Origin of the sequence: Nocardiopsis prasina DSM 43845 (assembly GCF_000341265.1) — a bacterium.
Classification (GTDB): domain Bacteria; phylum Actinomycetota; class Actinomycetes; order Streptosporangiales; family Streptosporangiaceae; genus Nocardiopsis; species Nocardiopsis prasina.
In genome coordinates this window covers 1-21,276 of the sequence record NZ_ANAE01000163.1, presented here as the reverse complement: position 1 = coordinate 21,276, position 21,276 = coordinate 1, and the positions used below count along the sequence as shown (strand labels likewise).

The window sequence follows — 21,276 nt, the reverse complement described above, 5'->3', positions numbered from 1 at the left end:
GGCCACGCCGTATGGCGCCACACGAACGCCGGGCGGACCTGATCCGGACGGCGCTGCGCGTGTTCGCGCGGCGCCCGCCCGGCGACGTCACCCCCGAGGAGGTCGCCGAGGCGGCGGACGTCTCCCGGGCCCTGGTCTACCGCTACTTCCCCAACATGGCCGAGCTGCGCCGGGCCGCGCTCGAACAGGCCATGTCCGAGCTCATGTCGCGGCTGGCCCCGCCCGACGACCTTCCTCCGGCCGAGCAGCTGCGGGTGGCCCTGCGCACCTTCGTCGACTTCGCGGACTCCTACGCCCCGTCCTACGCGGCCCTGCTCAACGGGGGTTCGGTGATCTCCACGGAGGAGACCGAGGCCCAGATCGACCGGGTCCGAGACGGCGTACGGACCCTGATCCTGGACCGGGTCGGCGTCAGCGAGCCCTCGCCCCAGCTGCTGCTGGCCCTGCGCTGCTGGGTGTCCGCGGTGGAGACCGCGGTGATGTCCTGGCTGCGGGAGCGGCAGATGACCCGTGACGAACTCGCGGACTGGCTCCTCGACCAGCTGACGGCCATGCTGCTCACTGCGGGCGGCCCCCAGGAGGAACGGGATCTCCTCGCCGCCCACACCGGCTGAGCCGCCGCCCGGCGCCCGCGCCGTCCTCCGCCTCCGGATGCCCCCGCGATGGGGCGGTCGGACCGCCGTCGCCCCTCCGGGGACGGCCGTGGCTGAGGCGTCGCGCCACCGGGAACACACCGCCGACGAGCACGTGGCCACCGGGGCGCTACCCCCGGAAACGACGGAAGGCCCCATCCAGTGGATGGAGCCTTCTCCGTGGTACCCCCGAGCGGATTCGAACCGCCGTTACCGCCTTGAGAGGGCGGCGTCCTAGGCCACTAGACGACGGGGGCCTACGCGATCGCGAGGACCGCTGGTGCGCGTGAGCCGTAAGGATACGATACCCACGCGAACCGGACACCGGTGACAAGCACCGGCCCAACAGGAAGCGCTCCACCAAGTGGAGAGTTCCTGTCGTTGGTACCCCCGAGCGGATTCGAACCGCCGTTACCGCCTTGAGAGGGCGGCGTCCTAGGCCACTAGACGACGGGGGCGCACCTTGGGTCGCAAGACCCGTGCCGACCACGGACAACCGTGGTCATGCGCTGGCCTACCAGGACTCGAACCTAGACTAACTGAACCAGAATCAGTCGTGCTGCCGATTACACCATAGGCCAATGCTTTGGGAGGACCCGGTAGCTTTCGCTTCCCTGTCCCCCTCGGCGACGTGTTTAACTCTAGCGGACATTCGGAGTGCTCGCGAACCGAATACGGGGCGGCCGGCCGTGTCCCCGGCCACCCCGTGCCGATCAGTTGTCGACGGCGTCCTTCTCCTCGGCGCGCAGGCGCTCCAGCGCCGTCTCGAGGCGCGCCTGGACCCGCTCGCGGCCCAGCAGCTCAAGGGACTCGAACAGCGGCAGGCCCACCGTCCGTCCCGTGACGGCCACGCGCACCGGGGCCTGGGCCTTGCCCAGCTTCAGTCCGAGCGTCGCCCCGGTCTCCTCGGTGGCGGTCTTGAGGGCGTCGGCCGTCCACTCCAGCCCGGGGTCGGCGTAGCGCGCCAGGGCGGCCTCCACCATCTCCTTGCCGACGCCCGGCTTCATCGCCTTCTTCCAGCTCTTCTCGTCCTCGGCGGGCTCCTTCAGGAACAGGAAGTCCACGTTGGGGACGATCTCGCTGAGCACGGCCACGCGGCTCTGGGCCAGCGGAGCCACGGCGGCGAAGACCTCGGGGTCGTAGTCGGCCGCGTCCCAGGGGGTGCCCTCACCGGTGAGCCAGGGCTGGCAGCGCTCGGCGAACTCCTCGACGCTCAGCGCGCGGATGTACTCACCGTTGAACGCGCGCAGCTTCTTCTCGTCGAAGAACGCGCTGGAGCTGTTGACGTCCTGGACGCGGAAGAGCGGCATCATCTCCGACCACGGCATGATCTCGCGGTCCTCACCCGGAGCCCAGCCCAGCAGCATCAGGTAGTTGACCATCGCCTCCGCCAGGTAACCCTCCTCCTGGTAGGACTCCAGGGCGACCTTGTCGCGGCGCTTGGACAGCTTCTTGCGCTGCTCGTTGACGATGACGGGCAGGTGCGCCCACACGGGCGGGGTGAGGTCCAGGGCCTCCCACAGCAGCTGCTGCTTGGGGGTGTTGGACAGGTGCTCCTCACCGCGGATGACGTGCGTGATCCGCATCTCGACGTCGTCGAGCACGTTGGCGAGCACGAACAGCGGGGAGCCGTCGGCGCGGGCGATCACGAAGTCCTCGATGGCGGCGTGGTCGAACTCCACGTCGCCGCGGATCTGGTCGCGCACGACCGTGGGGCCGCCCTCGGGCACGCGGAAGCGCAGCGCCCGACCCGGTCCCGGCTCCAGGCCGCGGTCGCGGCAGAAGCCGTCGTAGCCCAGGTTCGGGTTGTCGCGGCGTTCCTGCACCTGTTCGCGGGTGCAGTCGCAGTAGTAGGCGCGGCCGGAGCGGTACAGCTCCTGCGCGGTCTCGCGGTGTTTCTCGACGTAGGCCGACTGGAAGTAGGGGCCCTCGAAGTGCGGGTCGCTCGCGTCGATGCCGATCCAGGACATCGCGCGGATGATGCCGTCGGTCCACTCGGGACGGTTGCGGGCGGCGTCGGTGTCCTCGATGCGCAGGACCATGCGGCCCTCCGGCTGCTGCTGGGCCAGCGCCCAGTTGAACAGGGCGGAGCGCGCGCCGCCGACGTGGAACATGCCCGTGGGGGACGGGGCGAAGCGGGTACGAATCGGAGTCTCAGTCACGGTTCCGAGGATATCCGTGGCCCGGGATGACCTGTGGGAAGTCTCGGAGAGGGGGACGGGCCCGGGAGGTGCCGGGCCCGGTGCGGGCTCAGGGGTGGATCGGCAGCGGACGGGCGTGGGCCGGGCCCAGGCCGAACTCGCGGGAGAGGGCGTCGGCGAAACCGGCGGCGATCTTCATCTCACCGCCGTCGTTGGGGTGGGTGCCGTCGTAGGTGTCGGTGTGGGGGTCCCAGGACTCGGCCCCCGCGAGGTCGAAGCTGGCCACCGGGGACTCCTCGGTGGCCGTGTCGGCGGCCACGGAGCGGACCAGTTCGTTGTAGACGTACACGCGCAGGGCGAAGCCCTGGTCCTTGTCGGCCAGCGTGATGGGCGGCGCCTCGGCGAACAGGACACGGATCCGGGGGTTGGACTCGCGGGCCGCCTGGACGTAGGCGCGCAGCCGCTGTTCCATCTCCTCGGCGGTGATCGGGTGGAGCAGGTCGTTGATGCCGATCAGGACGCACAGCACGTCCGGCTGGTGAGTGGCGACGTCGGCCCCGATGGTGGTGAGGGCGTCGGCCAGGGTGCGCCCCCAGCGGGCGTTGTGGTCCTGGTCGAAGTCGGGGTCGCGGTAGGTGCGGCCGTCCGGGGCGCCGGAGGGGTCCGGCAGGTCCGGGAACCCGGAGGGGTCGAGGCCCTCCGCGGGGGCCGGACCCGCGAACGGACGCTCCGCGCGCCGTTCCTCGGGGCTTCCGAGGTGGCCCCCCTGCCCGACGCCGGGTTCGCCCTCCCCCTCGGCGTCGCGCTCGGCGTCCTCGTCACCGCCGAAGAGCTCCGGCGGGATGATCTGCTCCGGTGTGGCGGGGTCCGAGTACGGACCGACGAAGTCCAGGTTCTCCACGTGCGGGTCGAGATGGTTCCACAGGTGGAAGCGCCAGGTCCGGTCCCCGCCTGCGCCGTGGGTCATGGAGTCCCCGGCGAGCATCACGCGCACCCGCGACCGCTCCTCCATCCAGGCCCCCGGGGCGCGGTCGTCGGTGGGGTCGGGGTCCCCCGGACCGACCCGGGTGACCAGCCACAGGCCGGAGCCCACCAGTGCCAGGAGCAGGGTGAGGACCCCCGCGAGCCTCGCGGGACGGCCGAGACCGGGTCGTGGTGCCTGTCGGGGTGCCAAGGGGTTCGGTCCTTCCGCTCGGTGGGTCGGCGTGCGCCGCCGGGGACCGTGCGCGGGGGCGGACCCCGCGCACGGTGGGTCGGGACGGGGCCAGCCCCCCCGGGGATCAGTCCCGGGTGACCACCCTGTTGGTGATGGTGCCCAGGCGCTCCACGGTGACGGAGACCTCCTGGCCGACCTCGACCGGGCCCACTCCCGCCGGTGTTCCGGTCAGGACAACGTCGCCCGGGAGCAGCGTCATGAAGGAGGAGACGTAGGAGATGATGCCCGGAATGTCGTGGATGAACTGTGACGTTCGTCCATCCTGGCGGACCTCTCCGTCCAGGGTCGTGGTGACCGCGAGGTCCTCGGCCTCCTCGATGCTCAGGCCGGTGGTGATCCACGGCCCGATCGGACAGAAGGAGTCGAAGCCCTTGGCCCGCGTCCACTGCTTGTCGGTCTTCTGGAGGTCGCGGGCGGTGACGTCGTTGGCCACCGTGTACCCGAAGATGACGTCCTTGACGCGCTCACGCGGCACCTCGCGGCAGGGCCGGGAGATGACGATGGCCAGCTCACCCTCGTAGCTGACCCATTCCGAGACCGAGGGGTAGAACACGGGGTCGTACGGCCCCGTGACGGCGGTGGACGGCTTCAGGAAGACCACCGGTTCGTCGGTGGACTCCCCCGTGACATCCTTCATCTCCGCGACGTGGTCGGCGTAGTTCTTGCCGATGCAGACCACCTTGGTGGGCAGGACCGGCGACAGCAGGCGCACGTCGGAGAGCCTCGCCCGCTCACCCGTCAGCTTGATGTCCCCCAGCAGCGGATGCCCCGTCAGCCGGGCGACGAACTCCTCTCCGCTGTCCGTGTCCGTCTCGACCAGGCCGAACCCGACCTCGTCACCGGCCGCGAACCGTGCGATACGCACCTGATGCCTCCCAGCAGCCCTGTTGCTCGTTCTTGCCGCTTGAAGCGTAGCGGCGCCCGGCGCGACCGTGCCCGGTACGTCCGGGTGTGCGGGCCCGATGCCGCCCACACAAGGGGACCCAGAGTGACGAGTTGTTCACAATAAGGCGCCGACCGGGGTCCGAAGGCGTGACACACCCACCCTTCCCGGCACGGCGCCTGGCCCTCTACGGGGGCGAACTCTGGCATGCTGGATGCGTTGTCCGCACCCCGGGAACCGTCGCCCCGGAGGTCGGCGATACCACCAGTGTGCGTGGCGGTCCGCACCTCGCCCCGCCGGAGTCCCGGCGGTACCACCGTCCACTGTCGAGAGGTTGAGCCTCGTGCCCGCTCCCGCTCCCCGAGCCAAGCACCGCCGACGCCGCCGATACCCCATGGGACTGGCCCTGGGCCTGTGCCTGGTCTCGGGCGCGTCCGCCGTGCTGATGGTCAGCGTGCCCGAGCCCGGCTCGGACCTCGGCTCCCCCGAGGAGACCTCCGCGACCGGCCCCGTGGGCGACGGGGTGCCCGACGACAGCACCCGCGACCACCCCGGCTCCGAGGACTCCGCGGCCGGGACCACCTCCGGTGGGACGGCCCCCTCCCCCAGCGCGTCACCGACCGACGAGGACGACCTCCCGATCCTGCTGCGCTCGGTGGTGGAGGAGGTCGACACCGCGGACGGGGACGTCAAGGTGATGAAGGGCGAGGGCGACGTCATGGGCGACGGCCCGCTCACCACCTTCGCCGTGGAGGTGGAGAAGGGCCTGCCCGGCCGGAACGCGGACTTCGTGGAGGCCGTCGAGGAGATCCTCGGCGACCCCCGCAGTTGGGGCAACGACGGTGACCGGTCCCTCCAGCGGGTGGACGGCGACGACGCCGACATCCGGGTGCTGCTGGCCGCACCGGACACGGTCGACCGCATGTGCGCGCCGCTGAACACCAACGGGTACGTGTCCTGCGCCAACGGCAACCGCGCCATTATCAACCAGAACCGCTGGGTGTCCGGCGTCGACGACTTCGACGACGACCTGGAGACCTACCGGATCTACCTGATCAACCACGAGGTGGGCCACACTCTGGGCCACGGACACGTGAACTGCCCGGGAGACGGGGAGCCCGCCCCGGTCATGCAGCAGCAGACCCTGGGCCTCCAGGGCTGCGAGGCCAACGGGTGGGTCCACCCCTAGCCAGGGGCCCGGCCGGACACCGTCGTCGAACGAGCGCCGACCGGGACCACTGACCTCACGGCGTCCTACTGGGGCAGGCGGTCCAGGATCCACGAACCCAGGGCCTCACTCATGTGCGAGTGGGGTTCGTTGGTCTGCGCCAGCTTGAACTCGTCGAGTTCGCTCGTGTAGGGGTCGAGCGCGTCGACCTCCGCGTACGGATCGTCCAGGTCACCGATGGCGACCGCGCTGACCGAGGGGACGAAGCAGATCGAACGGACTGCGATCTCCGTGCTCCCCGTGAGTTCGAGGCGGTCACCGGCGATCCCGAAGGTCTCCAGGGTGCCGCCCGGCGCCCCGTCGAGCGCGGGGATCCCCGTGGTGCGTACCTCCGCTTCGGACAGCAGGCCCCTGAGCCGAGCGACGAGTCGCTTGTCCCCCGCGGCCTGGGTGCGAAGGGCCGTCCCCGAGAACCAGCCTCCGCTGACCGTGACGGCGTCCTCGTCGGGCGGCACACCGGGACCGACGCCGTTCCCGGTGCCGTTGGCCACTCCGATCCTGCGCGGGCGCTGGGGCCAGGAACCGACCCTCGCCAGCTCCGCCAGGAACTCGGTGCGCAGGGCGTCCTCGACCGGTTCGGCGTCGACGCTCTCGACGTGGCGCCACAGCAGCTGCCGGGCGGCGGCGCTGTTGATCTGCCGGGACAGCGCGGGGGTGGCCTTGAGGAAGTGCGCGAACGCCTGGAGCCCGACCGGCACCCACGCCCCCCGGTGCGGGCTGTCATACGAGAGGTAGAGCGCGGTCTGGTGGTCGACGCCGTCAGCCTCCAACTTGGCCAGCGCGTACCGTGTCACCAGCCCGCCCATGCTGAAGCCGCCGACGGTGAGCGGGGCGTCGCCCAGCCGCTCGCCGATGGCGCGGAAGACGACCTGGGTGACGGTCTCCGCGTTGCGCAGGATCGACGCGCTGCGGTCGTCGTAGCCGACCAGGACCAGGTCGTGGCCGCGTCGGCGCAGTTCGGTGAAGAAGGCGTAGTCCCCGCGCTCCAGCCCCGCCCAGAGGCGGTCGAGGTCACTGGGGCCGCTCTCGAAGCCGTCGGAGAGGATCACCGGCCTCCGCAGGCCGGCGTCGGGGTCGCTCAGGTACACCCAGGCCGTGCCGCCCGGGACCTCCCAGGTGTCGTCCGGGGCGGGCGCCGGCTCCAGGGCGGGCGGGGTCGGAGCGAGGAAGCCGAAGGGCTCCACGACGGGCTGTTGTTGGTCGGTCATCACGGCCGCTTTCGGTGAGGAGGCGCGAACGCCTGAGAGGCGCCCGCACACCGGCCCTCCGGGGGTCCGGGAGGGCCTTCCGCCGTACCTGCGGGGAGCGGATGGTCGGTGACGCGGGCAACCGCATCCTGTCCATCCGGTCGCCCTCCGGAACCGGGTGGGCACCGAACGACCCCGATGTGGTCCGCTTCACCCCCGATTCAGCCGGTCTGCGGAGGCGGTAGCGGCCCGGTCGGAACCGGGGTTGCGGTGGCGCCGCCGGTGTGACCGACGACCGGTCCGCCACCGGGACACGCGTCGATCGGCGCGGGGACACTCGGCTGGTTTCCCGGACACGGAGGGCCCGCACCGTGTTCCATGGGGGTGGCCCCACCGACCGGGGCCGTTCGTCGCCCGCGAGGGGGCCCGCGCCCCGTGCGGAGGTCCGCCCGCACCGTGTCGGGCGAGAGAGTGAGGCCGTATGTGTGACTGCCGCGCAGCCCGTCCCGTGACCGTCCAGCCCGAGGTGACCAGGCGCTCCGTGTTCGGAGTCGCCAGCGGTGGCGCCGTGGTCGGGGTGGTGACCGCGTGTGGCGGGACCGAGGGCGGCGGGGGTGGCGGCGGCTACGACGAGCAGGGGCAGGACACGGACCAGGACGGCCTCGACGCCCCGATCGCCACCACCGACGAGATCCCCGTGGGCGAGGGCGCCATCCTCAGCGAGCACGAGGTGGTCGTCACCCAGCCCGAGGAGGGCACCTTCCGCGCCTTCTCCACCGCCTGCACGCACGAGGGGTGCCCGGTCGACCAGGTCGTCGACGGACAGATCCAGTGCCCCTGCCACGGCAGCCGCTTCTCCATCGAGGACGGCTCCCCGACGGAGGGTCCGGCCCGGACCCCGTTGGAGGAGGTCCGGATCCGGGTCGACGGGGACTCCATCCTGCTGGCCTGAGCCGGGAACGGCGGGGGCCGCGGTGGTGGCACCACCGCGGCCCCCGGTCACCGGTTCACGTCAGTCCTCGACCGAGGCGTTGTACTCCTCGATGGTCCGGGACACGCTCGCGGCGGCGTTGGCCATGGCCTCCTCTGCGGAGGTCTCACTGGTCAGGGCGGTCTCCCAGCCCTCCTCGGCGGCGACGCGGGCCTCGGACATCACGCCCATCATGCAGCCCGCGGTGTTCTCGTTGATCACCGAGTCCGCCAGCTGGTCGGCGGCCACGGAGAACTGCGGGAACTCCTCGGCGCGCTCGGAGGCCTCGGGCCCGTTGTAGCCCTCGGTGTTGACCGCCAGGTATCCGGTTCCCGCGTGCCAGACCGACTGCGACTCCGGGGTGAGCAGGAACTGGACGAACTCCCAGGACCCGCGGATCTCCTCGGGGGTGTGCCCCTCACCGTTGATCCACAGCGAGGCACCGCCGATGACCGAGCCGCCCGGGTCGTCCGCGCCGATCAGCGGGAAGTACCCGGCGCCGACCTCGAAGTCGGACTGCTCGATGAAACCGCCCAGGGAACCGGTGGACTCCAGCGTCATCGCGGCCCGGCCCGAGGTGAACGCGGCCTGTCCGTCGTCGGTGTTGCGACCGATCTGGACCGCCAGTTCGTCCTCGATCATCTGGTCCCACCACTCGACGAGCTCCACGATCTTCGGGTCGTCGAAGAGCACCTCGCTGGCGCGGCCGTCTCGGCCGTTGGAGGCGTCGCAGTAGGGGGTGGCGGCGCGCGCCATGAACTGCTCGATGAACCACCCGTACACGGAGGCGCCGAAGCCGTACTGGACCACGGTGCCGTCGTCGTCCCGGACGGTGAGCTCCTCGGCGGCCTCACGGATGCCGGCGAGGTCGGTGGGCGGCGAGTCCGGGTCGAGTCCGGCCTCCTCGAACGCGTCCCGGTTGACGTACATCAGCGGGGTCGAGTTGTTGAAGGGGAACGACCTCAGCTCACCGCCGACGGTGAAGTAGTTGAGGAGCGCGTCCTCGATCGAGGAGGTGTCGTAGTCGTCCACGTCGAGGAAGGACTGCGCGGGGACGGTCTGCGCGGAGTCGATCATGAACTGTGTACCGAGGTCGAAGATCATGATCATCTCGGCGGTGTCGCCCTGCTGGATCGCCGCGCGGTGGCTGGCCAGGGCCTCGTCGTACTGGCCCTGGAAGGAGCCGGTGACCTGCACCCGGCCCTCGTTCTGGGCGTTGAACTCGTCGATGAGCCCGTCCAGCACCTGGCCGTTGGTGGCGTCCATGCTGTGCCAGAACTCGACCTGGACCGCCTCGTCGAGGTCGTCCAGGACCTCCGGCCCGGGCGCGGTGAGGTCGCTGCCGCCACCGCCCCTTCCGTCTCCGGAACACGCGCTGAGGGCCAGGCCGAGGCTGGCGAGCAGGGCCGCGGCCTTCACGCCGCGACGTCGGGGGATACGTGTCATGGGTTTCTTCTTCTCCACTGGGTTCTCGGGGCCTACTTGACCGCGCCCGCGGTGAGGCCCCGGACGATGAAGCGCTGTCCGAAGATCACGAGGGCGAGGGTGGGGATGACGGACAGGGCCGCACCCGCCAGGACGAGGCCAGGGTTGGCCGCCTCGCCCGCCTTGAGGCTGTTCAGGCCGATCTGGAGGGTCTGCATCTCGGTGCTGCGCGTGATGATCAGCGGCCAGAAGTACATGTTCCAGCTGGTGATGAACACGTACATGCCGACGGCGGTCAGGGCCGGCTTGCTGAGCGGCATGAGGATCGTCCACAGGAACCTGAGGTGCCCCATGCCGTCGATGCGCGCGGCGTCGTACAGCTCCCGTGGGAACTGCCTGAAGCTCTGGCGCAGCAGGAAGGTGCCGAAGGCGTAGGCCAGGAAGGGCAGGACCAGACCGGCGTAGGTGTTGCCCAGGCCCCACCCGGTCAGGGTGAGGTAGTTCGGGATGAAGGTGGCCTCGGCCGGGACCATCAGCGTGGACAGGAACAGGGCGAAGACGACGGCGCTGCCCCGGAACCGCAGGAACACGAACGCGTACGCGGCCAGGGCCGACGTCACGAGCTGGCAGACCGTGATGATCCCGGCCATGACCAGCGAGTTCGTGTACATGCGCAGGAGCGGGACGGCGGCGAGCGCCCCCTGGATGTTCTCGAAGTTCACACCGGTGGGCAGCAGTCGCGGCGGGAACGTGGACAGTTCCCGCGACTCCATGAGGGTTCCCACGAACACGTAGTACACGGGGAACAGCACCGGGATGAGCAGCGCCGCCAGCATGAGGTACAGCAGGACGCGGCCGACGACGTGCCCGACCCCGTGCCGGTGGCGCCTGCGGACGCGGACCGGCTCGCTCCGGGAGAGCTGGTCGGCGGTGGCCGTCGCGGAGGGGGCGGTCATGAGTAGTGCACCTTCCGCTCGATGACACCGAACTGGACGACGGTGCACACCAGGACCACCACGAGCAGGACGAGTGCCTGGGCGCTGGCCCGGCCGAAGTCGCTGGTCCCGTAGGCGAAGGCGTCCTGGTAGATGGAGTAGACGAGGGTGGTCGTGGAGCCGACCGGTCCGCCCGCGGTGAGGATGTGGATCTGCCCGAAGCTCTGGAGCGCGTTGATCGTGGAGATGACGATCAGGAAGAAGAGCTGCGGGCCGAGCATCGGGATGGTGACGTCCCAGGCCAGGCGCGGCCCGGTGGCGCCGTCGATGCGGGCGGCCTCGTTGACCTCCTTGGGGATGGAGCCGACCCCGGCCGCGAGCACGAGGACTCCGTATCCGAGGTTCATCCACACCGTGGTGAGGGCGACCGACCACAGGGCCATCTCCTGGGAGGTCAGCCACGGGACCTGGTCGAGGCCCATCCGGTAGAGGACGCCGTTGAGGACGCTGTTTCCGGGGCTGTAGAAGACCGCGAAGATCACCGAGGCGCTGGCCACGGAGAAGGCGAAGGGCAGCGCGAAGGCGCCGCGCAGGAACCGCTGGGCTCGCAGCACCCCCTCCAGGAGGAGGACGACCACGAGGGCGCCCACGACACCGGGGACGACGACTCCGAGGGTGAACACCAGGGTGGTGAGGAGGATCCGGCCGAACTCGGGAGAGGCCATCTCGGCGAAGTGGCTCAGACCGACGAAGCGGTTGGGCTGGCCGATGATGTCGTTGCCGTGCATCGACAGGTAGACGGTGCGGCCCAGTGGATAGACCAGGAAGAGCGCGAAGACCGCCACGGAGGGGCCGAGGAAGCCCCAGGCGAGTATCGCGTCCCGCCCCGGTCGGGCGCGCTTGTTCGAGGGCTTGGGGGAGGGTGGCGACGCGGCGCGGCGTTCTGTCACCGAACCGTGGGTCACCCCGTTCCCCCCGTCCCGTCGGATGGTGGGTGAGGACACGGCTCGAAGTCTTCAGGGCGCAGGTGACCTGCGGTTCGCTGGACGGCGAACTGCGCGCCAACGAAAGCGCGCACATTGGTTATGACGGGCATCTATCACCACTCGTACATCTCGGACATCTTCAAAGTCCGCAGTATCGAGTGGTCGAAGACACACTGGCTATGACCTCAAGGACAGGTCTGTCTTACCTTCAGGTAAGACGCGACCGCCTGACCTCGACTTTCGGGTCAGGCGGTCGCGTGACGTCGGGGTTTCGATCGTGACGTTCGCGTCACCGGCCCGACACCGGACCGGTGCACGGAGTACACCGGGGGCGGGCGGTGACGGAAGCCCCTCGTCCCGGTGGCCCGGCCGTCAGCTCCGGGGGTAGCCCTGGTGCAACAGCCCGTAGGTGATGGCCTGCTCCAGCGCCACCCACGAGGCGTCGACGACGTTCGGACCCACGCCGACGGTCGTCCACTCCTCGGTCCCGTCGCTGAAGGTGACGAGGATGCGGGTGATCGCGTTGGTGCCCGAGGTCCCCTCCAGGATGCGGACCTTGTAGTCGGTCAGCTCCAGCCCGGCGAGGGCCGTGTAGACGTTCTCCATCGAACTGCGCAGCGCCCGGTCCAGGGCGTTGACCGGGCCGTTGCCCTCGGCCGTGGCGATGATGCGCTCACCCTTGACCCGGAGCTTGACGGTGGCCTCGCTGAGGCTCTCGTACTCGTTGGAGAGCGGGCTGACCCCCGCGGCCGGACGGCGCTCGGTGAGCACCCGCCAGGACTCGGTCTCGAAGTACCGGACGGGGGAACCCAGCTCCTCGCGCAGCAGCAGCTCCAGGGAGGCGTCGGCCGCCTCGAAGCTGTACCCGGACAGTTCGAGGCTCTTGACGCGGTCCACGACCCGGCCGGACAGTTCGCGGTCCCCGGACAGGTCCAGGCCCAGCTCCCGCGCCTTGAGCTCGATGGAGGCGCGCCCGGCCATGTCGGAGACGAGCATGCGCATGCGGTTGCCGACCAGCTCGGGGTCGGTGTGCTGGTAGAGGTCGGGGTCGACCTTGATCGCCGAGGCGTGCAGACCGGCCTTGTGCGCGAAGGCCGACACCCCCACATAGGGCTGGTGAGTGTCGGGCGCCAGGTTCACGATCTCCGCGATGGCGGTGGACACGCGGGTCATCTCGGCCAGGCAGCCCTCGGGCAGGACGTCCATGCCGCGTTTGAGGCCGAGCGCCCCGACCACGGAGAAGAGGTTGGCGTTTCCCACCCGCTCGCCATAGCCGTTGGCGGTGCACTGGACGTGCGTGGCGCCCGCGTCCACGGCGGCGACGGTGTTGGCGACCGCGCAGCCGGTGTCGTCCTGGGCGTGGATGCCCAGACGGGCGCCGGTGGCCTCCAGCACCTCCGTGACCACGCGGGTGACGTCGCTGGGGAGCATGCCGCCGTTGGTGTCGCACAGGACGACGACGTCGGCTCCGGCGTCGGAGGCGGCGCGGACCACCGAGAGGGCGTACTCGGGGTCGTGGTGGTAGCCGTCGAAGAAGTGCTCGCAGTCCACGAACACGCGCTGTCCGTGTTCGCGCAGGTACGAGACGGTGTCGGCGACCATGGCGAGGTTCTCGTCGAGGGTCGTGCGCAGGGCCCGTTCGACGTGCCGGTCGTCACTCTTGGCGACAAGGGTGACGACCGACGCGCCGCTGTCGCGCAGCGCGGCCACCTGTGGGTCGTCGGCGGCCCTCACACCGGCCCGGCGGGTCGCGCCGAACGCGGTGAGTCGCGCGTGTTCCAGCGTCAGCTCTTGTGAAGCCCGCTGGAAGAACTCGGTGTCCTTGGGGTTGGACCCGGGCCAGCCGCCCTCGATGAACGCGACCCCGAAGTCGTCCAGCAGCTTCGCGATGGCCAGCTTGTCGGAGACCCGCAGGTTGATCCCCTCGCGCTGGGCTCCGTCGCGCAGCGTGGTGTCGAAGACGTGGAAACTGTCGTTCCTCATGGGTGGAACTCCCGGTCGATGCTGTGTGTGGCGGCCCCGGCCAACAAAAAAGACCCCTCGTGGACACGAGAGGTCAGCGCGCTGGCAGGGTCCGGTTTCTTCCCTGCGTCTACGCGGGAAGTCGTCAGCCAGCGCGCCCCAAAATAATGACTACCTGGGACAGCATGTCGCCAGTGTGCCACACGAACCCGACGGAGTCGCAGCTCGGGGCCAATATGTCTCACCAGGCGAGACGAATAATCCTCATACCGGACACACCGGACGCTTTCCGTGACTCCGGAGCCCCGTGGGACGTGTCGGGGGCCGCCACCGGTGTCCGGTGACGGCCCCCGCCGGGGTCTAGGCCCCCTGGAAGCGGGTGATCCAGCCGTGCCTGTCCTCGCGCAGGCCGGTCTGGAGGCCCACCAGCTCCTCACGCAGGCGCATGGTGATCGGACCGGGCTGGCCGTCGCCGATGGTGAACTCACCGTCGTCGCTCTTGACGTGGCCGACCGGGGTGACCACGGCGGCGGTGCCACAGGCGAACACCTCGGTCATCTCACCGGACTCGGCCGCCGCCCTCCACTCCTCGATGGACAGCGGCTCCTCCTCGGCGGGGATGCCCAGGTCGGGGGCGAGGCTGAGCAGCGACTCACGGGTGATGCCGGGCAGCAGGGTGCCGGTCAGCGGAGGCGTGCGCAGGCGGGCGTTCTCGCCCTCGCCGAACACGAACCACAGGTTCATGCCGCCCATCTCCTCGACCCAGCGGTGCTCGCGGGCGTCGAGCCACACGACCTGGTCGCAGCCCTTCTCCACGGCCTGGGCCTGGGCCAGGAAGCTCGCGGCGTAGTTGCCCGCGAACTTCGCCGCGCCCGTCCCGCCGGGGGCGGCGCGGGTGAAGTCCTTGGACAGCCAGACCGTCACCGGCTTGACGCCACCGGAGAAGTAGGAACCCACCGGCGACGCGATGAGCAGGTAGACGTAGCTGCGCGACGGGTTGTTGACGCCCAGGCCCACGTCAGTGGCGACCATGAAGGGGCGCAGGTAGAGGCTGAAGTACTCCTTGGACGGGACCCAGTCGCCGTCGTGTTCGAGCAGCAGCTCGATGGACTTGAGGAACATCTCCTCGGGCAGCGCCGGCATGGCCATCCGCGCCGCGCTCCTGTTGAAGCGCGCGGCGTTGGCCTCGGGGCGGAACGAGGCCAGCGAGCCGTCCGGGTGGCGGTAGGCCTTGAGCCCCTCGAAGATCTCCTGCGCGTAGTGCAGTGCCGCCGTGGCGGGGTCCAGGCTCAGCGGGCCGTAGGGCTCCAGCTTGGCGTCGTGCCAGCCCTTGCCCTCCGTGTACCGGATGCTCACCATGTGGTCGGTGAACACCTGACCGAACCCGGGGTTCTCCAGCAGTGCCTCACGTTCCTGCGGGGTCTTCCGCTGGTCGGAGAGCTGGATGTCGAACGTCAACCCAGTGGTGGTGGTGTTGTTGTTCATGTCGTCGGTGGTCCTCTCGGATGCAACCGGTCGGCAGCGCCGCCGACCTGGGATCTAGTGTGTCGGAAGAGCGCACCCGGTGCCAGGTCGGGTCACACGGACAGCGGGCGCGCGGATGGGTCTCCGGCGCGCCCGCTGACGATCACGGTTGGCTCGTACGTCGTCGGCCGCGCCTCAGAAGTGGCAGGGCCGACATCGATGGTGTCAGCCCTGCTCGGCTACTCGCGCGGCGAGGTCGTCACCGATGCGGGAGGTGGTGCGGACCGCACCGTCCTGGGCGCGGGTCTTGAGGTCGGCGGAGACCGCGGCCTCGATCCGGCCGGCGGCCTCGGGCAGGCCCAGGTGGTCCAGCATGGTCGCGGCGGAGAGCACGGTGGCGGTGGGGTCGGCCTTGCCCTGGCCGGCGATGTCCGGCGCGGAGCCGTGGACCGGCTCGAACATGCTGGGGAAGGTGTTGTCCGGGTTGATGTTGCCGCTGGCGGCCAGGCCGATGCCGCCGGTGATGGCGGCGCCGATGTCGGTGATGATGTCGCCGAAGAGGTTGTCGGTGACGACCACGTCGAAGCGGCCCGGCTGGTTGACGAAGAACATCGCGGCGGCGTCGACGTGGCAGTAGTCCACGGACACCTGCGGGTACTCGGCCCCGACCTCCCTGACGGTGCGCTGCCACAGCTCGCCCGCGAAGGTCAGCACGTTGTCCTTGTGCACCAGGGTCAGCTTCCGGCGGGGGCGGGCCGCGGCCTTCTCGAAGGCGAAGCGGACCAGGCGCTCGACGCCGAAGCGGGTGTTGACGCTGTCCTGGGTGGCGATCTCGTACGGGGTGCCCTTGCGCAGCACGCCCCCGGCGCCCGCGTAGGGGCCCTCAGTGCCCTCACGCACGACCAGCATGTCGATGTCCTCGGGGGCCACCCCGGCCAGGGGGCTGTCCACCCCGGGGTAGAGGCGCACGGGGCGCAGGTTGACGTAGTGGTCGAACTCGAAGCGCAGGCGCAGCAGCAGGCCGCGCTCCAGGACGCCGCTGGGGACGGACGGGTCGCCGACGGCCCCCAGGAAGATCGCCTCGTGGTCGCGCAGCTCGGCGGCGACCGAGTCGGGCAGCGTCTCGCCGGTGCGGTGCCAGAGCCTCGCGCCGAGCTCGTACTCGGTGGTGTCGATGGCCAGGTCGTACTGGGAGGCCGCGACCTCCAGCACCTTGAGACCCTCGGCGACCACCTCGGAGCCGATCCCGTCACCGGGGATGACGGCCAGTTTCAGGGTGCGAGCTGCCATTGGACTGCCTCTAACTCGGACGTGACCCCACCACGGCTGTCTCACCTGGCGAGATCAAGGGAACAGTAGGTGAGACAACTGTACCGGTCCAGGTGACCGGTACAGCCGCCCGACCTCGGGTCCGCTCAGTCGCGACGGTTGATCGCGTCCTGGAGGGCGCGGTGGATCTCGTCGTCGGAGTCGGGCGTGGACGGGTACTCGATCATGTCGTACATGTGATCCTCCGAAGGCTCTGCGTGACGGCGGGAGCGCACGGCTCGGCCGCTGGCGTTCGACGGTGTGCACCCCTGGCCCGATGACGGCGGAGGCCGGATCGGCCCGGAGGGGCGCGGTGTGGGCGACGTTGTCCACGACAGAAGGACAGGAGCTCGCCCCGGCGGGATCGTCTGCCGGAGGCACCGACACGACCCGGCGCGGAGGACCGCGTCGGGACGCCCGGACAAGGGTGGCGCCGGGCGGAGTAGGGCGCTGGACCGTGGTGTGCGGCGGTGGAGCCGACACCACTGACTCCTAGGACGTCAGAATATCGGATGTCCAACTATATGACCAGGAAATCTCATACTGTGAGACACTCCGGCGTTTCTCCTGGCCAAAGCAACGCAAAGAAACCCGTTCTCAGTGCGGCGATTGCCCCCTGGTCACCTCCGGAGACCCATGAGCAGGAGCCACGCACCCCGCCCCTGGGTGAGCGCGCGAACGCGGCGCTCCCACCGTTCGGCCTCCGTCCGCCAGCGGACCTGCGCCTTCTCCGCCTTGCGCATCTTCCGGTGCCAGTCCTTCGGCGGCCCGTCACCCTCCTCCTCGTCCACCGCCAGGAGCCCGGCCTGGTCCAGCTCGTGGACCCCCCACAACTCGGCGACGGCGGCGTCCCGGTCCGCCTCGTCCACACCCAGATGCCGCGCGCGGGCGAAGGCCGCGGTGCGCTCCAGGCGCAGGGACCACGTCCGTCCACCGGAGCCCCGCACGAGGACGAGCCCGGCGCCCTCACGGTCGGCGGCCCCCGTCAGCGCCCGCACCATTCGCCTCCTCGGACGGACGCCCGGCGACAGCAGCAGCCGGAAGGGGACGTCGGGGTCGGTCACCGGCTCCGACTCGGCCAGGCGCACCCTCGGCTCGCACCGGTAGTGCTCGTGGACGAGGCGCACGTCCAGCGCCGGGTCGTCCACCGTGGCGTGCCGCCCCGGGGTCACCCGGGACCACTGCCCCACCAACGTGACCCGGATGTCGGCCGCGTCACCGGCCAGCAGGGCGTCCACCGTCGCGGTGACGTCCTCGAACCCCCGCCCCACGGTGTCGATCTCCACGTCGACGAACGGCACCTGCCAGGTCCGCTTGGGTGCCACACGACGCGAGTTCAGCCGGGGTACCCGGTTCTCCATGAACGGCCGCCGGAAGCGTGCCGCCTCCGCCCCGCGCTCCTCCGTCGTCGGCCTCCCCAGGTGCAGACCGGTGGCCAGGGGCTCGGGGACGAACACCGCGCCCCGCTGGGAGAGCCGGTAGCCGAGTTCGCTGTCCTCGCCCATCACCAGGTCGGCCGCCGATCCTCCGGCGGTCGAGTACAGCGCGCGCGGCAGGGAGGCGGTGGCCCCGGTGAAGATCTGCCAGGCCCGGTGCCCCGCGTCACGCAGCCCGTCGGTGCGTTCCAGGACCTCGGTGATCCACTCCATGCTGTCCGTGCCCGCGCCCGTGAGGTCCGCGTGCCTCCCCGCGCGCACGTGTTCGTACACCTCGGCGGGGGTGAGCCCGGAGTCGGGGTGGTCACCGAACTCGACCCCGCCCATGACGACGAGGTAGTCGGCCAGGTGGTGCCAGCGCATCTGCGCCTCGACGTGCTCGCGGCCGACCACCACGTCCGCGTCCAGCCGCATCACGACGGACGCCCGTGTGGCCTCCACCCCCGCGCCGACCGCGTGCCCGGGGCCCCACCCGCGCTCGGGCGCGGCGATGAGGCGGGTGTGCTCGGGACGCACGGGCGGCAGCCGCAGCGCGGGTTCGCTGCCGTCGTCCACCACCACGACCTCCGTCAGGGCGGACGGGTAGCTCTGCGCGCTCAGGGCGGCCAGCGTCAGGTCCAGCTTCTCCTGCCCTCCGTACGCCGGGACGACCACGCACACCGACAGGTCCGGCTCCCACTCCCCCAGGGGCGGCGGTTCCAGCACCGAGTAGTCGTTGCGGACCACCCTGGGCCGTCCCCGCGGGTCCCCGCCTCGCACGGGTCCGGAACCGGTCCCCGCGCCGCGCACGCCCTCGTTCACCATGTGCCGTCCCACGTCCTCAACCGATGATCCGGTACAGGAGCCGACCGGTTCGACTCCTGGTCAACCAGCGGAACCGACGCTCCAACCGCTCGGCTCGGACCCGCTCCGACTCCGCCCGCGCCTGGGCCTCCTCCAGCCGTTGCCGCCAGTCCCCCGGCGGCTCCGCCACCGCCTTCACGGGGCGCGCCCCCTCCGGTTCCTGCTGCGTGGACAACACCGAGTCGCCGTCGATCCAGTGCACTCCGGCCACCCGGTCCAGCAGGTCGTCCAGGTCCTCCTCCGCCACCCGCAGCCGCCGCGCGCGGGCCAGGGCCGCCACGCGTTCCAGCCGGGGTCCGCCCAGGTCGTCACCGGGCCCCGTGGCGCGCACCAGCCCCGAGTGGGTCTCGTCGGCCAGGCCGATCATGTGGTTCAGGGCGTTGGGGGTCATGGGTTGCCCCGGAACGGCCCGCAGCACGAAGGGGACGTCGGGGTCGGTCACCGGCTCCGACTCGGCCAGGCGCACCCTCGGCTCGCACCGGTAGTGCTCGTGGAGCAGGCGCACGTCCAGGTCCGGATCGTCCAGGACCCGGTGCCGCCCCGGGGTCACCCGCCCCCACGCGCCCACCAACGTGATCCGGACGTCGGCCACGTCACCGGCCAGCAGCGCGTCCACGGTCTCCGCGACCTCGTCGAACCCCGCCCCTTCGGTGTCGACCACCGCGTCGACCAGCGGCACCTCCCACTGGCGTCCCTTCAGGGCCCGCCGCTCTTCGGCGAGCGGGAGCCGGGAGCCGACGAAGGGGCGGCGGAACCGGCCCCCCTCCTCCCTGCGCGTCTCCATCTGCGGGAGTCCCAGGTGCCAGCTCCCGGCCTCCTGCTCGGGCACGAAGACCGCCCCGTTCTGGGCGAACCGGTATCCGAGGTGGGTGTCCTCTCCCAGGACGAGCGCGGACGCGGCCCCGCCCGACTCCTCGAAGAAGGCGCGCCGCACGGACCCGGTCCCGCCGATGAAGTAGTGGAACCCCTGGTGGCCGACCTCGCGCAGGAGGTTCGTGCGCTTGTAGGCACGCCGCAGCCAGAGCAGTTCCTCACCCGGACCGGCCACCAGCGCCTCGGGGTCGCCCCGGCGCACCGCGTCGAGGACGGCCGCCGGGAACAGGGTCCCGGGCGTGTGGTCGACACAGCGCAGATGACCGGTGACCGCGACGTAGTCGGCCAGGTGGTGCCAGCGCATCTGCGCCTCGAGGTGCTCGCGGAAGGCGATCATGTCCGCGTCGAAGAACAGCAGCACGTCCGCGTCGGTGGCGGCCGCGCCGGTGTTCAACGCGTGCCCGCGCGCCCAGCCGCCGGGCTCGTTGGGCACGANGGACCGGCGCCAGCCGCAGCGCGGGCTCGCTGCCGTCGTCCACCACCACGACCTCCGTCAGGGCGGACGGATAACTCTGCGCGGCCATCGACGCCAGGGTCAGGTCGAGCTTCTCCTGCCCGCCGTACGCCGGGACGACCACGCACACCGACAGGTCCGGCTCCCACTCCCCCAGCGGCGGCGGTTCCAGCACCGAGTAGTCGTTGCGGCGGATGAACGGACGGGGCGTCGACGGCGCCTCCGCCGGACCGCCCTGGACAAGTGTCATCGGTCGCTCCCAGCTGTCGGAGAGTCGGGTGTCGTCGTCTCGGTCGTCGGTGCCGGGGCGTCCTCCGGGCTGGACTCCAGCAGTGCGCTGGGACGCCAACCGCGCCACTGGCGCAGGGGTTCGCGCAGGAAGTAGCCGGAGGTCTCACGCCAGGTGTGACCGGTTCCCCGGCGCCGGATGACGCATCCCAGGCCGTGGGTCCGGTAGGTGGAACCGCCCGCGTCCCGCACGTCGTCGAGGAGTCCGGCGTCCTCGTTGACCCGTAGGGGTCGGAAGCCGCCCACCTCCTCCAGGGTGGTGCGGTCGGTGAGGATCGAAGCGCCGGTGACGTGCTGGCCGAAGACCTTCGGACGGGACCAGACGCCGCACGGTCAGGCCGAGGTGCTCCAGGTGGTGGTACTCGGCCGCGCATCCCACCAGTTCGGCACCGGAGTAGCGGCGGGCCAGCACGAGGTCGGAGAGGTGCTCCGGCCCGTACCAGTCGTCGTCGTCCATCTTCGCCACCAGGGTTCCGCTGGCCCGCGCGATCGCACCGTTGAGCACCGAACCGAAGACCAGGTCGCCCGGGGGTTCCCAGACCAGGAGGGATCGGCCGCCCCTCCGGTACTCCGCGATCGCGGCCGCGACGCCCGGAGCGTCCACCGCGAACCCGTGCAGCGCGAGCACGACCTCCACGCCCACGCCCCGCTGACGGGCCACCTGCCGCAGCGCGAACCGCACCATCTGGGGCCGCCGCGTGCACAGCACCACCGACACCGAGGGCTCCGCCGGCACCGCAGGACCGCCCGACTCAGCGAGAAGGCGGGCCCGACCATACGACCCGTGCGCCCGCAGCGCCGCCCGCCGCAACCGGACACTGTGCTCCTCACGGAAGAGCTCGTCGGCGAGCCGCTCCTCGGACGAGTGCGCGAGCAGGTCGTGCAGCTCCTCCCCCAGGGGGCGCGCCCAGAGTGGCGGGCGGGAACCCACGAGGGGAATGCCCGCGGCGGCCAGTCCGGCCACCGCCCGCACCGCCGCCAACGGGCCGCTGTGCCGCCCCCACTCCACCCGCACCGCGCGCAGGTCACGCAGACCCGCCACGTC

General features: G+C 70.9%; 16 protein-coding genes, 3 tRNA genes and 1 pseudogene. 3 read left to right on the top strand and 17 right to left on the bottom strand.

Going from position 1 to position 21,276, the window contains the following annotated elements; translation table 11 throughout:
- Positions 1 to 11 precede the first annotated feature (11 nt).
- Positions 12 to 614: a TetR/AcrR family transcriptional regulator gene (locus tag D452_RS0119980; protein WP_017545916.1), complete on the top strand. Its 603-nt coding sequence runs from the start codon at positions 12 to 14 to the stop codon at positions 612 to 614.
- Positions 615 to 813: 199 nt separating this feature from the next.
- Here D452_RS0119980 and D452_RS0119975 read toward each other — a convergent pair.
- The 6 genes from D452_RS0119975 to D452_RS0119950 form a co-directional block, all read right to left on the bottom strand.
- Positions 814 to 889, bottom strand: a tRNA-Glu gene (locus D452_RS0119975).
- Positions 890 to 1,014: 125 nt separating this feature from the next.
- Positions 1,015 to 1,090: transfer RNA gene (locus D452_RS0119970), tRNA-Glu, on the bottom strand.
- A 51-nt stretch (positions 1,091 to 1,141) separates the two neighbouring features.
- A tRNA-Gln gene (locus tag D452_RS0119965) sits at positions 1,142 to 1,213 on the bottom strand.
- Positions 1,214 to 1,345: 132 nt separating this feature from the next.
- Positions 1,346 to 2,794: a glutamate--tRNA ligase gene (gene gltX, locus D452_RS0119960; protein WP_083927574.1), complete on the bottom strand. Its 1,449-nt coding sequence runs from the start codon at positions 2,792 to 2,794 to the stop codon at positions 1,346 to 1,348.
- 88 nt (positions 2,795 to 2,882) lie between these two features.
- Positions 2,883 to 3,947, bottom strand: coding sequence for a GDSL-type esterase/lipase family protein (locus D452_RS0119955; protein ID WP_017545914.1), 1,065 nt, complete (start codon positions 3,945 to 3,947; stop codon positions 2,883 to 2,885).
- Between the two features lie 106 nt (positions 3,948 to 4,053).
- Positions 4,054 to 4,854: a fumarylacetoacetate hydrolase family protein gene (locus tag D452_RS0119950; protein ID WP_017545913.1), complete on the bottom strand. Its 801-nt coding sequence runs from the start codon at positions 4,852 to 4,854 to the stop codon at positions 4,054 to 4,056.
- A 412-nt stretch (positions 4,855 to 5,266) separates the two neighbouring features.
- Here D452_RS0119950 and D452_RS0119945 point away from each other — a divergent pair, with 412 nt between their 5' ends.
- Positions 5,267 to 6,061, top strand: a complete 795-nt coding sequence (locus D452_RS0119945) for a DUF3152 domain-containing protein (protein WP_017545912.1) — start codon at positions 5,267 to 5,269, stop codon at positions 6,059 to 6,061.
- 65 nt (positions 6,062 to 6,126) lie between these two features.
- On the opposite strand, the gene D452_RS0119940 is transcribed toward D452_RS0119945, so the two are convergent.
- Entirely contained in the window at positions 6,127 to 7,308 is a 1,182-nt protein-coding gene (locus tag D452_RS0119940) for an esterase/lipase family protein (protein WP_017545911.1), read from the bottom strand.
- A gap of 487 nt (positions 7,309 to 7,795) precedes the next feature.
- Here D452_RS0119940 and D452_RS0119930 point away from each other — a divergent pair, with 487 nt between their 5' ends.
- A complete protein-coding gene (locus D452_RS0119930; protein WP_017545909.1) occupies positions 7,796 to 8,239 on the top strand; it encodes a Rieske (2Fe-2S) protein in 444 nt (147 codons plus the stop codon).
- 60 nt (positions 8,240 to 8,299) lie between these two features.
- On the opposite strand, the gene D452_RS0119925 is transcribed toward D452_RS0119930, so the two are convergent.
- The 10 genes and pseudogenes from D452_RS0119925 to D452_RS28680 form a co-directional block, all read right to left on the bottom strand.
- On the bottom strand, positions 8,300 to 9,703 hold the full coding sequence (locus D452_RS0119925; protein ID WP_026129489.1) for an ABC transporter substrate-binding protein: 1,404 nt from the start codon (positions 9,701 to 9,703) through the stop codon (positions 8,300 to 8,302).
- A gap of 32 nt (positions 9,704 to 9,735) precedes the next feature.
- Positions 9,736 to 10,638 (bottom strand): carbohydrate ABC transporter permease, encoded by a 903-nt coding sequence (locus D452_RS0119920; protein WP_017545907.1) that lies wholly within the window; start codon positions 10,636 to 10,638, stop codon positions 9,736 to 9,738.
- On the bottom strand, positions 10,635 to 11,582 hold the full coding sequence (locus D452_RS0119915) for a carbohydrate ABC transporter permease (protein ID WP_017545906.1): 948 nt from the start codon (positions 11,580 to 11,582) through the stop codon (positions 10,635 to 10,637). The genes D452_RS0119920 and D452_RS0119915 overlap by 4 nt, the downstream gene beginning before the upstream one ends.
- 393 nt (positions 11,583 to 11,975) lie before the next feature.
- Positions 11,976 to 13,586: a citramalate synthase gene (cimA, locus tag D452_RS0119910; protein WP_017545905.1), complete on the bottom strand. Its 1,611-nt coding sequence runs from the start codon at positions 13,584 to 13,586 to the stop codon at positions 11,976 to 11,978.
- A gap of 339 nt (positions 13,587 to 13,925) precedes the next feature.
- Entirely contained in the window at positions 13,926 to 15,050 is a 1,125-nt protein-coding gene (locus D452_RS0119905; RefSeq protein ID WP_017545904.1) for a branched-chain amino acid aminotransferase, read from the bottom strand.
- A 204-nt stretch (positions 15,051 to 15,254) separates the two neighbouring features.
- Entirely contained in the window at positions 15,255 to 16,319 is a 1,065-nt protein-coding gene (locus tag D452_RS0119900; protein WP_017545903.1) for a 3-isopropylmalate dehydrogenase, read from the bottom strand.
- A 638-nt stretch (positions 16,320 to 16,957) separates the two neighbouring features.
- On the bottom strand, positions 16,958 to 18,577 hold the full coding sequence (locus D452_RS0119890) for a glycosyltransferase family 2 protein (protein ID WP_017545901.1): 1,620 nt from the start codon (positions 18,575 to 18,577) through the stop codon (positions 16,958 to 16,960).
- 16 nt (positions 18,578 to 18,593) lie between these two features.
- Complete coding sequence (locus D452_RS31470) at positions 18,594 to 19,922, bottom strand: glycosyltransferase family A protein (RefSeq protein WP_017545900.1); 1,329 nt, start codon at positions 19,920 to 19,922, stop codon at positions 18,594 to 18,596.
- Positions 19,900 to 20,013, bottom strand: a pseudogene (locus D452_RS31980) (hypothetical protein); the annotation flags it as partial. The gene D452_RS31470 and the pseudogene D452_RS31980, both read right to left, overlap by 23 nt.
- A 324-nt stretch (positions 20,014 to 20,337) precedes the next feature.
- On the bottom strand, positions 20,338 to 21,276 hold a 939-nt coding region (locus tag D452_RS28680; RefSeq protein ID WP_017545899.1), incomplete at its 5' end, for a glycosyltransferase.

What these genes read in the sequence shown, in the direction of transcription:
- D452_RS0119925 (WP_026129489.1), bottom strand. Translation starts at nt 9,703, where the DNA reads ATGACACGTATCCCCCGACGTCGCGGCGTGAAGGCCGCGGCCCTGCTC.
- D452_RS0119980 (WP_017545916.1), top strand. Translation starts at nt 12, where the DNA reads ATGGCGCCACACGAACGCCGGGCGGACCTGATCCGGACGGCGCTGCGC.
- D452_RS0119940 (WP_017545911.1), bottom strand. Translation starts at nt 7,308, where the DNA reads ATGACCGACCAACAACAGCCCGTCGTGGAGCCCTTCGGCTTCCTCGCT.
- D452_RS0119905 (WP_017545904.1), bottom strand. Translation starts at nt 15,050, where the DNA reads ATGAACAACAACACCACCACCACTGGGTTGACGTTCGACATCCAGCTC.
- D452_RS0119945 (WP_017545912.1), top strand. Translation starts at nt 5,267, where the DNA reads ATGGGACTGGCCCTGGGCCTGTGCCTGGTCTCGGGCGCGTCCGCCGTG.
- D452_RS0119900 (WP_017545903.1), bottom strand. Translation starts at nt 16,319, where the DNA reads ATGGCAGCTCGCACCCTGAAACTGGCCGTCATCCCCGGTGACGGGATC.
- cimA (WP_017545905.1), bottom strand. Translation starts at nt 13,586, where the DNA reads ATGAGGAACGACAGTTTCCACGTCTTCGACACCACGCTGCGCGACGGA.
- D452_RS0119920 (WP_017545907.1), bottom strand. Translation starts at nt 10,638, where the DNA reads ATGACCGCCCCCTCCGCGACGGCCACCGCCGACCAGCTCTCCCGGAGC.
- D452_RS0119890 (WP_017545901.1), bottom strand. Translation starts at nt 18,577, where the DNA reads ATGGTGAACGAGGGCGTGCGCGGCGCGGGGACCGGTTCCGGACCCGTG.